The organism is Streptomyces sp. OfavH-34-F, from assembly GCF_022347745.1.
Classification (GTDB): Bacteria; Actinomycetota; Actinomycetes; order Streptomycetales; family Streptomycetaceae; genus Streptomyces.
Genome location: NZ_JAKRGC010000180.1, coordinates 1 through 12,561, shown reverse-complemented (window position 1 = coordinate 12,561; position 12,561 = coordinate 1). Strand labels below are relative to the sequence as shown.

Here is a 12,561-nt window from a genome sequence, read left to right as displayed (position 1 = left end):
AGGGGGCGGGCCATGCCGAGGGTGCCGCGCTCCTTGTGCGCCAGCAGCACCGCGCGGGCCGCGCCCTCGTAGCCGGTGGCGGCGTGCACCACGGGGAGGCCGGGCGGCTCGCTCTCGGGCCGCACCCGGCGCGGGGCGCCGCCGTACACCTGCGCGGCACACGCCTCGCACAGCTCCGTCCCGGCCCTGCCGCAGCCGCCGCAGGACACCGGCAGAACGAGCCCGCTGAACTCCCGCCACCACCCGCGCACACCTCCACTGTGCCGGGTGCGGGCCGGGCGGGCCACCCCTGTGGACAACCGCCGGCCGGGCGCCCCGCGGGCCCGGCGGTGGCGGCCTCGTCAGCCGGGGTAGACCAGCGCGGAGCCCTCCTTGAGGACCGTCTGCCAGTTGTCCCCGGGCAGGAGCTTCACTATCCCGTCCCCGTAGGTGTCCGCCATCAGCGGCAGCTGTTCGTCGTCGGCGGCGGCGATGGCGAGCACCTGGTTCACCCCGGGCAGCACGCCCGACGAGGGTGTCGAGCCGTCCGCCTGCACGTAGCGGACCTGCTGGACGCCTCCCTGTTCCTTGCCGACGACGACGAGGCGGCTGCGGCCGGACCAGGACATCGCGGTCACGTCCGCGAGCTGCGGGGCGGCCTGCCGCAGGTCCACCACGGACACGTCGGACTCGTCCAGCGGGTCACGCTCGATGCGCCCGATCCGCAGCGTCGTGTGGTCGTCCTGCGTCAGGAGCAGCGCGATGCGCACCCCGTCCGAGGACAGCCGCAGCCCTTCGATGCGGCTGCCGTTCAGGCTGGGCACGGTGACCTCCCGCGGCTTGTCCGTGCCGTGGGGCACACGCAGCAGCCTGGAGTTCTTCGGGTCGCGGTCGGCCACCCAGAGGTCGCCCAGACCGTCCCAGCTGGGGGCCGTCAGCCGGTCCTCGGGGTCGGCCGCCTTGCTCGTCACAGCCGGCAGTGGAAGCTCGCCGTCCACCGCGATCGACGCCACGTAGAGCGCGTCGTTGTGCTGCGAGAGCGCCGCCGCCGACTGCTCGTCCCGGGCGACGCCGACCGCGCTGACCTTGAGCGCGCCGTTGCCGAACGGGCCGGTGACCGGCTCCGGCTCGCCGCTGCCCCGGGTGGAGCCCGGAATGCGCTCGACCCGGCCCTTGGCGTCGACGAAGTACTGGCTGTCGGGTCCGCCGGACGAGCCGTCGGGGGCGTACTCCCCGGCCTGGTCCGCGTCGAGCAGGCACAGCTGCGAGCCGTCCGAGCGCTGGAGCTCGACCTGCTCGACGCGTGCGGGGGTCAGGTCCCGGAGGGTGAACAGCACCTGCGAGGCCATCATCCGGCAGGAGCGCTGCCCGGCACCGTCCGCCTTCTTGTTGAGCGGCACCCTGAGCACGTTGCGGTCGTCGGGCGTCAGCGAGGCGACGCCCTTGCGCAGATCGGTCCCCTTGGGGAAGCGCGAGGTCACAGCGGGGCGCAGCCAGTCGGTGGGCCCGCGCAGCAGGCTGCGGACGGCCTGCGTCACGGTGTCCATGCCGGTCGCGGGGTCGGTCCGGTTGCGGAGGTAGACGGGGTCGGCGACGAGCGTGGCCCGGGCGTCGGAGCGGCCGGCGGCGAAGTAGAACTTGTTGACCGAGCGGTACAGGCGCTTGAAGTCGGACTGCCCGAGCACCAGCCCGTCCGACACCCCGTCGATGCGCCATTCCTTGCCGTCCGCCGTCTTCTCCCGCACCAGGTGCAGCGTGCGGGAGTAGTCGGTGGGCACCTGCGGCTGGTAGGCGTTCTGCTCGTCGACCGTCGCCACCATCTCGCCGGTCAGCGTGTAGGTGACCTCGGTGGTGCTGTGGTCGCCGTCGCGGGCCGGCCGGTCGCTGCGGTTGGGGGCCTTGGCCAGCACGGTCGTCTGCGCGCTCGGCTTCCAGCGGCGCGACGCCTCCTTGGTGAGGTACTTGCGCGTCGTCCGGAAGTCGGAGTCGTCGCTGGTCATCGACTCCAGGAAGCCGTCGACCACCTCATTGGGGGTGGCGCCGTCGCGCGGGGCGACCGCGTACACCTGCACCTGGGAGTCCCCCGGCTGCGAGGCGTCCACCGCCTTGATGTCCCCGGAGACGGGCATCGAGCCGCATGCGGACAGCACGAGCGCACCGCACCCGGTCAGCACGCCCACCTTCACCGCACGCCCACGGCCGCCCTCACGACGGTCAGCGCTCACGAGTCGTGTCCTCCCGCCCCGGTGCGTGCGCCGGGGAGTCGTTGTGGCCGGCCTGCCGCTCCTCGGCGGGGCGCGGCACCACCCGCGCCCCGTTGCCCGGCAGGGCCGCGGGGTGCACCGACGCGGGTGCGGTCCTGGCCGACACCGGGTCCCTGCCCGGCACCGTCAGGGGCGCGCGGCCCGTACCGGCGTGCTGCGAGGGCACGGCCAGCAGCCGGTGCCCGCCGTCGGTGTCGGGGGCGGCGGCGGAGGTGTCCGCCGCCCGCTCCCTGTTCTCCCGGTTGCGCCGGGAGTCCTCGGGTTCCAGCGGTATCGGCGAGCCCCGCAGCGGCTCGTCCGCCGTACGCGGCAGCGTCAGCCGGAACTGCGAACCGCCGCCGGGCTCGCCCCATGCCTGGAGCCAGCCACCGTGCAGCCGCGCGTCCTCCACCGCGATGGACAGGCCGAGGCCGGTGCCGCCGGTGGTCCGGGCGCGGGCCGGGTCGGCGCGCCAGAAGCGGTTGAAGACCCGGGTCGCCTCGCCGGGCTTCAGCCCGACGCCGTAGTCCCGTACGGCCACGGCGACCGCTCCGCCGGCCGCGCCGAGGCGCACCACGACGTCGCGGCCCTCGCCGTGCTCCACCGCGTTGACGACGAGGTTGCGCAGGACGCGCTCGACGCGCCGGGCGTCCGCCTCGGCGATCACCGGCTGCTCGTCGCCGATCACGCGGATCGTGGTGCCCTTGCGTTCGGCCAGCGGCTCGGCGCCGCCGATCACCCGGCGGACGACCTGCCGCAGGTCTATCGGCTCCGCCTCCAGGGCGGCCGCGCCCGCGTCGAAGCGGCTGATCTCCAGCAGATCGGAGAGCAGCGATTCGAAGCGGTCGAGCTGGTCGCCCAGCAGCTCCGCGGACCTGGCCGTGACGGGGTCGAAGTCGGCGCGCGCCTCGTGGATGACGTCTGCGGCCATCCGCACCGTCGTCAGGGGGGTGCGCAGCTCGTGCGAGACGTCCGAGACGAACCGCCGCTGCATCCGGGACAGCTCCTCCAGCTGCTGGATCTTGTGCTGGAGGTTCTGCGCCATCTTGTTGAAGGCTTCACCGAGCCGGGCGATGTCGTCCTCGCCGGTGACCTTCATGCGTTCCTGCAGCCGTCCGGCGGAGAGCCGTTCGGCGATGCCCGCCGCCATCCGCACGGGCGTGACGACCTGGCGCACCACGAACCAGGCGATGGCGCCGAGTAGCACGACGACGAAGAGTCCCGCGGTCGCCAGCGTGCCCCTGACCAGGGTCAGGGACTTCTCCTCCTGCGTCAGCGGGAAGACGTAGTACAGCTGGTACGGGTTGCGGTCGATGTCGTAGAGGCGCTTGCCGACGACGAGGCCGGGCTGGGACTCCTGCCCGTTCGCGTACTGGATCAGCACATAGGTCTGGAAGGCTCCGGGGCCCTTGTTCACCGCGTCGCGCAGACTCTGCGGGATGCTCGCGGCCTCGACGCTGCCGGAGCCGCGTGGCGCACGGGTGCCCTCGTCGGCGCTGAGCGCCACCACGTTGAAGGCGTTCTTGCCGCCACTGGCGAGCTGGTCGACGAGTTCGGTGCGCCAGGAGTTGTTGGCGGTCACGCCGTCGGCGTCGTCGTCACCCTGGCCGGGAGCGGGGGTGAGCGGCGCGTTCGCCTTCTCCTGAGCGGCGGCGAATCCACCGGCGGCCTGGGTCTGGGCGGCCTTCCCCTTCGCCTCCAGCAGGCCGTTGCGCACCTGCCCGATCACGACGAGGCCGAGCAGCAGCACCACTCCCAGCGACATCAGCAGCGTGCCGGCGACGACCCGCAGCTGAAGATTGCGCCGCCACAGCCGTACGGCGGGCAGCAGCGGACGCCGCACCCAGCGCATCAGCAGCCGCGGCACCGGCCCGCCGGGCGCCCGGTCCTGGAACAACCGGCCGCCCTGCAGAAAGCGCTCGACGGTGGACGACGTGTGCCCTGCGCCGGGAGCCCGCTCCGCACGGGCCCCCGGCGTTCCGGGCTGCGGAGCAGTGCTTCCCGGCGGCATGTCAGCTCGGTCCGGCCTTGTAACCGACACCGCGGACGGTCACCACGATCTCCGGACGCTCCGGGTCCTTCTCCACCTTGGAGCGGAGCCGCTGCACATGCACGTTGACCAGGCGGGTGTCCGCCGCGTGCCGGTAGCCCCACACCTGCTCCAGGAGGACCTCACGGGTGAAGACCTGCCACGGCTTGCGGGCGAGCGCGACCAGCAGGTCGAACTCCAGCGGGGTCAGGGCGATGGACTGCCCGTCCCGCTTCACCGAGTGTCCGGCGACGTCTATGACCAGGTCCCCGATGGTCAGCTGCTCCGGGGCCGGCTCTTCGGACCTGCGCAGGCGTGCCCTGATCCGGGCCACCAACTCCTTAGGTTTGAACGGCTTGACGATGTAGTCGTCGGCCCCGGACTCCAGGCCCACGACGACGTCAACCGTGTCGCTCTTGGCAGTGAGCATGACGATCGGCACACCCGACTCGGCCCTGATCAGCCTGCAGACCTCGATGCCGTCCCGTCCGGGCAGCATCAGGTCGAGCAGGACCAGGTCCGGCTTCGCCTCTCGAAAAGCGGCAAGTGCCTTGTCGCCGTCCGCTACGAACGACGGCTCGAAACCCTCACCACGCAGCACAATCCCGAGCATCTCGGCCAGTGCGGTGTCGTCGTCGACGACAAGGACGCGTCCCTTCATAAACGACATCATCCCATTAGCTAATCGTTACCTGCGATGATCTGGCACACAGCTCTGCCAGCCCGGCCCCCGTGACCGGCGAGATTACGCCTTCTTCCGTGACGATCGCCGTGACCAGCTCCGGCGGCGTGATATCGAAGGCGGGGTTGTACGCACTGGCCCCCACGGGTGCCACCGGCACCCGGCCCGCCTCCTCCGCGCCCGCCCCGCGCGGCACCGCTGTGAGCTCGGTCACCTCCTGCCCGGAGCGCTGCTCCACCGTGATCGACGCCCCGTCCGCGGTGAGCAGATCCACCGTCGTCGTCGGCGCCACGACGATGAACGGTACGTGGTGGTACTTGGCGAGCACCGCCAGCGGATAGCTCCCCACCTTGTTGGCCACCGACCCGTCCGCGGCGATGCGGTCCGCCCCGATCAGCACGGCGTCCACCTCCCCGGCCGCGAACAGCGAACCCGCCGCGTTGTCCGTCAGCAGGCTGTACGGCATGCCGTTGCGCGCCGCCTCGTACGCGGTCAGCCGGGCCCCCTGGAGCAGCGGACGGGTCTCGTCCACCCACAGCCGCCTCAGCCGGCCCTCCCGGTGCGCGCCGAGCGCCACGGCGAACGCGGTGCCCTCACCGCCCGAGACCAGCGCCCCGGTGTTGCAGTGGGTCAGCAGCCGGTGTCCCCCGCCCGGGACCAGCTCGTCCAGCAGCCCCAGCCCGTACCGCGCCATCCGCCCGCTGGCCTCGGCGTCCTCGCGGTGCAGCGCCCTGGCCTCCGCCAGCGCGGCCGCCCCCGCCCCCTCCTGACCGGCGCTCTTGTCGAACGCCGCCCAGTACGCCGCGGCGGCCCGCCGCACGCCGTACCCGAGGTTCACCGCGGTGGGCCGCGCCTGCTCCAGCAGCCCCGTCGCCTCCGCCACGTCGTAGCCCCGCACCGCGGCCAGGGCCACCCCGTAGGCACCGGCGATCCCCAGCAGCGGCGCTCCCCGCACCGCGAGCGTCCGGATCGCCTCCACCAGGGCCGGCACGTCCGTGCACACCAGCTCCGTCTCCTCGGCCGGCAGCCGCCGCTGGTCGAGGAGCACCACCACGGGGCCTTCCGGAGGTTCGTCCCAGCGCAGTACGGATAGCGCGGCGGGCTCGCGTCCCACCGGTGATTGCTCGTCCTGATCAGCCATTCACCCAGTCTGCCTGCTGCCCCGCCGGGAGATGAAGGCAACGGCGGGACGCGAGGCCCGGACCGTACGTCTGCGGCGCATGGCACGATGGCTGCCAACCTGACGCCCCGAACCGCGGTCAGGACCGTGAAGGAGCGAGAATGAACGACAATCCGGGCTGGGCCTCGCCCGGACACGCCCCCTCCGACGGCCAGGACCAGGAGCCGGGCGTCCCCCGGCCCTCCGAACCGGCCGACGACACCGCCCCCTCGGGGACCTGGGCCGCCACCCAGCCGCCCGCCGGACAGTGGTCCCCACCCGGTCCCACCGGAACCGGCCCCGCCGCACCCCCTTCCCAGGGCTGGGGCTCCCCGTCGCCGTCGCAGGGCCCCCGCTGGGGCGGCCCGGCACAGGGCCCCGGGCGAGGGTCCGGCTGGGGCACGCCGCCGCCCGCCGCCGCCAAGCCCGGTGTCATCCCGCTCCGTCCGCTCGGCATCGGCGAGATCCTCGACGGCGCCGTCACCACCATGCGCGCCCACTGGCGCACGGTCCTCGGGGTCACCCTCGCGGTCTCCGTGGTGGCCCAGACCTGCGTCCTGTTCATCCAGCGCTATCTGCTGCCCGAGCCGCCGGTGCTCGACGCCGACGCCACCGGCGCGGAAGCCATGCGCCAGGTCACGGAGTCGCTCCGCTACAGCCTTCTCGACGGCGCCCCGCCCCTGCTCATCACGATGCTGGCGACGATCTTCACCACCGCGGTGCTCACCGTCGTGGTCAGCCGCTCGGTGCTGGGCCGTCCTGTCACCCTGTCCGACGCCTGGGCCGAGGCCCGGCCCAGGCTGCTGCCCCTGCTGGGTCTGACGCTCCTGATGGCCGTCCTGGCCGCGGCGATCATGACCGTCGGCATCCTCCCCGGCTTCCTGCTCGGCGACACGGCGGGCGTCGGCCTCGCCTTCCTCGGGCTGCTCGCGGCGTTGGTCGTCTTCGTCTGGCTGATGGTCCGCTTCAGCCTCGCCGCCCCCGCGCTCATGCTGGAGCGGCAGTCGATCACCGCCTCGCTGAAGCGCTCCGCCAAGCTGGTCCGCAACGCCTGGTGGCGGACCTGCGGCGTCCTCGCGCTGACCTGGGTGCTGACGTTCTTCGTGGCGATGGTGGTCGGCGTCCCCTTCGGCGTCCTGGCCGTGGCCCTGGACGGCGGCAGCCTCGGCTCCTTCCTCACCGAGGGGGCCGCCGATGTCGGCTGGTCGTTCCTGATCGTCTCCGCCCTCGGGGACGTGGTCGTCGCGACGGTCACCTATCCGCTCTCCGCCGGCGTCATGGCCCTGCTCTACGTGGACCAGCGCATCCGCCGCGAGGCGCTCGACCTCGACCTGGCCAGGGCAGCGGGCCTGCCGGGCTTCGACGACAGGGGCTGAACCCGTGTCGGGGGCGGGCGGCACGACGGCACAACTGCTGATACGGGCGAGCGGCGGCACCCCGGTCGACACCGGGCGCATCCCCGCCAGGGAGGCCGCCGAGCGCGAGCTCTCCAAGGGCATGTACCACGAGAACGACCCGAACCCGCTGCAACGTGCACTGGACCATCTGTGGACCTGGTTCAGCGACATCGTCTCGGCTGCCGCCGTCGCCGCACCGGGCGGCACGGTCGGCCTGGTCGTGCTGCTGCTGATCGTCGTCGCCCTGGCGGCCGCCCTCTGGTGGCGCCTCGGCGCCCCACAGCCCCGCTCCAGGAGGGCGGGCGGCGACCCGCTCTTCGCCCACGGTCCCCGCAGCACCGCCGAGCACCGTGCCGCCGCCGAGGCCCATGCGGCGGCCGGCCGCTGGAACCAGGCCGTCCAGGAGCGGATGCGCGCGCTCGTCCGCGCCCTGGAGGAACGCACGCTGCTGGAGCCCCGCCCCGGCAGGACCGCCGACGAGGCCGCGGCCGAGGCGGCCCGCGCCCTCCCCCCGTACGCCTCACGCCTCCGCACGGCGGCCCGGATCTTCGACGACGTCACGTACGGGGGCCGCTCCGCCGACCGGACGGCGTACCGGAACCTGCTCGAACTCGACCTCGCCGTCGAATCCGCCCGGCCGCAACTGGCCGGCGCCACCGGGGAGGCCGGCTCATGACCGCGGACACCGCCCCCACCAAACCCTCCTCCCCCTCCGCCGAGCCCGCGGCTCCCTCCACGTCGACCTCCGTCACCGCCCGACAGGTCTGGCTCCGTACCCGTGGCGTCCTGCTCGCCGTCCTGCTGCTCGTCGTCACCGCGATAGCCCTGGCCGCCACCCGCTCGGGAGAGCAGCACGGCCGCCTCGACCCCCGCTCGGCGGACCGCTACGGCAGCCGGGCCGTCGCCGAACTCCTCAAGGACGAGGGCATATCCGTCCGCGTCGTCACCACGCTCCGGGACGCCACGGCCGCGACCGGACCCGACACGACGCTCCTCGTCACCGCCCCCAACCTGCTGACGTCTCACCAGCAGGAATCCCTGCACGCGGCGACCGCCGGGACGACCGGCCGCACCGTCCTCCTCGGCCCGGCCTCCGCCTCCCTCCGCAGGCTCGCCCCCGGTGTGGACGCCAGGTCTTCCGTTCCCGTGGTTGCCCGGCCTGCGGCCTGCGCCCTGCCCGAGGCCCGCCGGGCCCGCTCCGTCGAGACCGGCGGTGTGCGCTACGACGCGAACGGCCTCGACGCCGACGCCTGCTACCCCACGGCAGGCCTCCCCTCCGTCCTCCTGCTGCGGCAGCCGGCAGCAGCCGAGACCGTTCTGCTCGGCTCCCCCGACTTCCTGTACAACGAACGCCTCGCCCACCAGGGGAACGCGTCCCTGGCCCTGCAACTCCTCAGCTCTCGTTCCCATCTGGTCTGGTACCTCCCCTCGCTCACTGATCCGTCCGCTGCCGGCGGCGGAGCCGACGACGAAAGCACCTCCCCCGGCGACGCCTCGGACGAGGGGAGCAGCTTCCTGGAACTGATCCCGTCCGGTTGGTTGTGGGGCACGCTCCAACTCGCCGTCGCCGCCGGACTCGCGGCGATCTGGCGCGCCCGGCGCCTGGGCCCCCTGGTCGTCGAATCTCTGCCGGTAGCCATCCGCGCCTCCGAGTCCACCGAGGGGCGGGCCCGCCTCAGCCGCAAGGCCAACGCCCGCGACCGGGCCGCCGCCTCGCTCCGTCACGCCGCCCGCATCCGGCTGGCGTCACGCGTCGGGGTCTCCCCCCACGAAGCCCACTCCTCCTCCGTCCTTCTTCCCGCCCTGTCCGCCCGGCTGGGACCTGCCCCCAACAGCCGTCAGAGCCTGCTCTTCGGCCCGGCCCCCTCCGACGACAGGGCACTCGTCCTGCTGGCAGACCAACTCGACTCCCTCGAAAGAGAGGTCCGCACCTCATGAGCGCCCCGTCCCCCGTGCCCACCGGGACCGCAGGCTCATCCGGGACCGCCGGCGCCGACGCGGCCCGCGCCTCCCTGGAAGCACTGCGCTCCGAGATCGCCAAGGCGGTGGTCGGCCAGGACTCGACCGTCACCGGGCTCGTCGTGGCGCTGCTCTGCCGCGGACACGTCCTTCTCGAAGGCGTCCCCGGTGTGGCCAAGACCCTGTTGGTGCGCGCCCTGGCCGCCTCGCTCGAACTGGACACCAAACGCGTCCAGTTCACCCCGGACCTGATGCCGGGCGATGTCACCGGATCACTCGTCTACGACGCCCGCACCGCCGAGTTCTCCTTCCAGCCGGGCCCGGTCTTCACCAACCTCCTCCTCGCCGACGAGATCAACCGCACCCCTCCGAAGACGCAGTCGTCCCTCCTGGAGGCGATGGAGGAGCGCCAGGTCACCGTCGATGGCATCCCGCGTCCGCTGCCGGAGCCGTTCCTCGTGGCCGCGACGCAGAACCCGGTCGAGTACGAGGGCACGTACCCCCTCCCCGAAGCCCAACTGGACCGGTTCCTGCTGAAGCTGACCGTTCCGCTGCCGACGCGCGACGACGAGATCCATGTCCTGACCCGCCATGCCGCCGGTTTCGACCCGCGCGACCTCCAGGCCGCAGGCATCCGGCCGGTGGCCGGTGCCGCCGCTCTCGAATCCGCCCGCGCCGCGGTGGCCGCGACAACCGTCTCCCCGGAGATCGCCGGCTATGTGGTCGATATCTGTCGTGCCACGCGTGATTCCCCCTCGGTCTCACTCGGTGTCTCCCCCCGTGGAGCCACCGCCCTGTTGTCGACCGCCCGAGCCTGGGCCTGGCTCACCGGCCGCGACTACGTGACCCCGGACGATGTGAAGGCGCTGGCCCTTCCGACGCTCCGGCACCGCATCCATCTGCGCCCCGAGGCCCCGATGGACGGGGTCACCCCCGACTCCGTCATCTCCGCTGTGCTCGCCCATGTCCCCGTACCCAGGTGAGGCGTTGAATCGTGGCCCTCACCGGACGAACCGCCTTGCTGGCCGCCCTGGGATCACTCCCCGTAGGCATCCTGGCCCCGAGCTGGACGGGAATGCTCGCGGTCAATGCCCCGCTCTCACTGGCAATTCTGTGCGACTATGCCCTGGCCGCGCCAGTGCGAACGCTTCGGTTCACCCGATCCGGTGATACAACCGTTCGACTCGGCGATCAGGCCGAAGTGGAACTCTCCGTAGTCAATGGGTCTCGTCGGCGGCTGCGTGCCGACCTTCGGGATGCCTGGCCTCCGAGCAGTTGGCAGCCGGGGGACGAACAGGCCGCCTCCCGTCACGCACTGACCGTGCCGGCGGGTGAGCGGCGGCGTCTGAGCACCTTCCTCCGGCCCACCCGGCGGGGCGACCGTACAGCCGAGCGGATCACCGTCCGCTCGTACGGCCCGCTGGGGCTGGCCGCGCGCCAGGGCAGCCACCGGGTGCCCTGGACGGTTCGCGTCCTGCCGCCGTTCACCAGCCGCAAGCACCTCCCCTCGCGGCTCGCGCGGTTGCGTGAACTCGACGGCCGCACCAGCGTTCTCACGCGTGGCGAGGGCACCGAGTTCGACAGCCTGCGCGCCTACGCCCCCGGCGACGACGTCCGCTCGATCGACTGGCGGGCGACGGCGCGCCAGTCGGCGGTGGCTGTACGGACGTGGCGCCCGGAACGCGACCGGCACGTCCTGGTCGTCCTCGACACCGGCCGGACCGCGGCGGGCCGGGTCGGCGGCTTTCCCCGGCTGGACGCGGCGATGGACGCGACGCTGCTCCTGACGGCGCTGGCGACCCGCGCGGGGGACCGTCTCGATGTGCTCGCCTACGACCGCCGCGTCAGGGCCAGGGTCCAGGGACGGACGGCCGGCGATGCCCTTCCGGCCGTGGTGGACGCCCTGGCCCCGCTGGAGCCCGCACTCACGGAGACGGACGCTCGCGGACTTGTCGCCGCGGTGCTCGCGCAGGCACCCCGGCGTTCGCTCGTCGTCCTTCTTACGGGGCTCGACGCGGCGCCCATGGAGGAGGGGCTGCTGCCCGTACTGCCCCAGCTCACGCGGCGGCACACGGTGGTGTTGGCTGCGGTGAGCGACCCGCGCGTGAATGAAATGGCCGAGGCACGGGGCACAGTGGACGCGGTGTACGAGGCTGCCGCCGGGGTCGAGGCCCAGGCTCAGCGACGTCGTACGGCGGAGCTGCTCAAGCGGCATGGTGTGGTCGTCGTCGATGCGACGCCGGACGGCCTCGCTCCGGCCCTGGCCGATACGTACTTGGCGCTCAAGGCGGCTGGGCGTCTCTGACGCGTCGGAAAGCGTCCGAAATGAATTCCTTCGGGGTAGCGGGTCGCGTTGTCTGGGCTGCATGACCGAACTGCATACCGAACGCCTTGCGCTCCGGGGCTGGCGCGCCTCCGATCTCCAACCGTGGGCGGCGATGAACGCCGATCCCGAGGTGCGGGAACACTTGGGCGAGCTGCTCACCCGCGAGGAGAGTGATGCTTCCGTTGCCCTGTTCCGTACGGAGTTCGCTCAGCGGGGATTCGGGTGGTGGGCCGTCGAGGTGCGGGCCACGGGCAAGTTCATCGGCTTCGCGGGCCTGGACCGGGTGGACGAGGGCATGCCGTTCACAGGGGTGGAGATCGGCTGGCGACTCGCCCGCCCGGCGTGGGGCAAGGGCTACGCGACCGAGGCCGCGCTGAAGGTGCTGGCCCACGGCTTCGACGTCTTGGCGCTCCCGGAAATCCTGGCTGTCACCACAGCTACCAACCATCGTTCCCAGGCGGTGATGCGCCGGATCGGCATGACCCGGAACCCGGACGACGATTTCGACGACCCTGCCGCGCCTGCAGGGCCTCTGCGTCCGCACGTGCTGTACCGGATGGCCCGCGGTGCGGGGATCTGACGAGGGCCAAGCCGGCCGTGAAGGTCCCGGAAACGCGAAAGAGCCCCGTGCCACAAGGGCACGGGGCTCTTCCAAAAGGAGTTCGGCGGCGTCCTACTCTCCCACAGGGTCCCCCCTGCAGTACCATCGGCGCTGAAAGGCTTAGCTTCCGGGTTCGGAATGTAACCGGGCGTTTCCCTAACGCAATGACCACCGAAACACTATGAA

At 72.5% G+C, this 12,561-nt stretch carries 10 protein-coding genes, 1 rRNA gene and 1 pseudogene; 6 read left to right on the top strand and 6 right to left on the bottom strand.

What is annotated here, in order from left to right; translation table 11 throughout:
* The 5 genes and pseudogenes from MHW47_RS23065 to mtnA form a co-directional block, all read right to left on the bottom strand.
* Positions 1 to 251: pseudogene (locus MHW47_RS23065) on the bottom strand (ComF family protein); the annotation flags it as partial.
* Between the two features lie 90 nt (positions 252 to 341).
* The gene (locus MHW47_RS23060; RefSeq protein ID WP_239225690.1) at positions 342 to 2,108 is read right to left on the bottom strand and encodes an LpqB family beta-propeller domain-containing protein; all 1,767 of its coding nucleotides are present in this window, start codon (positions 2,106 to 2,108) and stop codon (positions 342 to 344) included.
* 85 nt (positions 2,109 to 2,193) lie between these two features.
* Entirely contained in the window at positions 2,194 to 4,233 is a 2,040-nt protein-coding gene (gene mtrB, locus MHW47_RS23055) for an MtrAB system histidine kinase MtrB (RefSeq protein WP_239225689.1), read from the bottom strand.
* Between the two features lies 1 nt (position 4,234).
* Complete coding sequence (gene mtrA, locus MHW47_RS23050; protein ID WP_005316841.1) at positions 4,235 to 4,924, bottom strand: two-component system response regulator MtrA; 690 nt, start codon at positions 4,922 to 4,924, stop codon at positions 4,235 to 4,237.
* A gap of 4 nt (positions 4,925 to 4,928) precedes the next feature.
* Positions 4,929 to 6,074: an S-methyl-5-thioribose-1-phosphate isomerase gene (gene mtnA / locus MHW47_RS23045; protein ID WP_239225688.1), complete on the bottom strand. Its 1,146-nt coding sequence runs from the start codon at positions 6,072 to 6,074 to the stop codon at positions 4,929 to 4,931.
* Between the two features lie 140 nt (positions 6,075 to 6,214).
* Between mtnA and MHW47_RS23040 the strand changes: the two genes are divergently transcribed.
* The 6 genes from MHW47_RS23040 (at position 6,215) to MHW47_RS23015 (ending at position 12,354) form a co-directional block, all read left to right on the top strand.
* Positions 6,215 to 7,468, top strand: coding sequence for a glycerophosphoryl diester phosphodiesterase membrane domain-containing protein (locus MHW47_RS23040; protein WP_239225687.1), 1,254 nt, complete (start codon positions 6,215 to 6,217; stop codon positions 7,466 to 7,468).
* Between the two features lie 4 nt (positions 7,469 to 7,472).
* On the top strand, positions 7,473 to 8,165 hold the full coding sequence (locus MHW47_RS23035) for a DUF4129 domain-containing protein (protein WP_239225686.1): 693 nt from the start codon (positions 7,473 to 7,475) through the stop codon (positions 8,163 to 8,165).
* Positions 8,162 to 9,427, top strand: coding sequence for a DUF4350 domain-containing protein (locus tag MHW47_RS23030; protein ID WP_239225685.1), 1,266 nt, complete (start codon positions 8,162 to 8,164; stop codon positions 9,425 to 9,427). The genes MHW47_RS23035 and MHW47_RS23030 overlap by 4 nt, the downstream gene beginning before the upstream one ends.
* Positions 9,424 to 10,431 (top strand): MoxR family ATPase, encoded by a 1,008-nt coding sequence (locus tag MHW47_RS23025; protein WP_239225684.1) that lies wholly within the window; start codon positions 9,424 to 9,426, stop codon positions 10,429 to 10,431. Before MHW47_RS23030 ends, MHW47_RS23025 begins: the two co-directional genes overlap by 4 nt.
* 11 nt (positions 10,432 to 10,442) lie before the next feature.
* On the top strand, positions 10,443 to 11,753 hold the full coding sequence (locus tag MHW47_RS23020) for a DUF58 domain-containing protein (RefSeq protein ID WP_239225683.1): 1,311 nt from the start codon (positions 10,443 to 10,445) through the stop codon (positions 11,751 to 11,753).
* A gap of 61 nt (positions 11,754 to 11,814) precedes the next feature.
* A complete protein-coding gene (locus MHW47_RS23015; protein ID WP_239225682.1) occupies positions 11,815 to 12,354 on the top strand; it encodes a GNAT family N-acetyltransferase in 540 nt (179 codons plus the stop codon).
* 80 nt (positions 12,355 to 12,434) lie between these two features.
* Here the strand turns inward: MHW47_RS23015 and rrf are convergent.
* A 5S ribosomal RNA gene (gene rrf / locus MHW47_RS23010) occupies positions 12,435 to 12,551 on the bottom strand.
* Positions 12,552 to 12,561 lie beyond the last annotated feature (10 nt).

What these genes read in the sequence shown, in the direction of transcription:
- MHW47_RS23060 (WP_239225690.1), bottom strand. Translation starts at nt 2,108, where the DNA reads ATGCCCGTCTCCGGGGACATCAAGGCGGTGGACGCCTCGCAGCCGGGG.
- mtrB (WP_239225689.1), bottom strand. Translation starts at nt 4,233, where the DNA reads ATGCCGCCGGGAAGCACTGCTCCGCAGCCCGGAACGCCGGGGGCCCGT.
- mtrA (WP_005316841.1), bottom strand. Translation starts at nt 4,924, where the DNA reads ATGATGTCGTTTATGAAGGGACGCGTCCTTGTCGTCGACGACGACACC.
- mtnA (WP_239225688.1), bottom strand. Translation starts at nt 6,074, where the DNA reads ATGGCTGATCAGGACGAGCAATCACCGGTGGGACGCGAGCCCGCCGCG.
- MHW47_RS23040 (WP_239225687.1), top strand. Translation starts at nt 6,215, where the DNA reads ATGAACGACAATCCGGGCTGGGCCTCGCCCGGACACGCCCCCTCCGAC.
- MHW47_RS23030 (WP_239225685.1), top strand. Translation starts at nt 8,162, where the DNA reads ATGACCGCGGACACCGCCCCCACCAAACCCTCCTCCCCCTCCGCCGAG.
- MHW47_RS23025 (WP_239225684.1), top strand. Translation starts at nt 9,424, where the DNA reads ATGAGCGCCCCGTCCCCCGTGCCCACCGGGACCGCAGGCTCATCCGGG.
- MHW47_RS23015 (WP_239225682.1), top strand. Translation starts at nt 11,815, where the DNA reads ATGACCGAACTGCATACCGAACGCCTTGCGCTCCGGGGCTGGCGCGCC.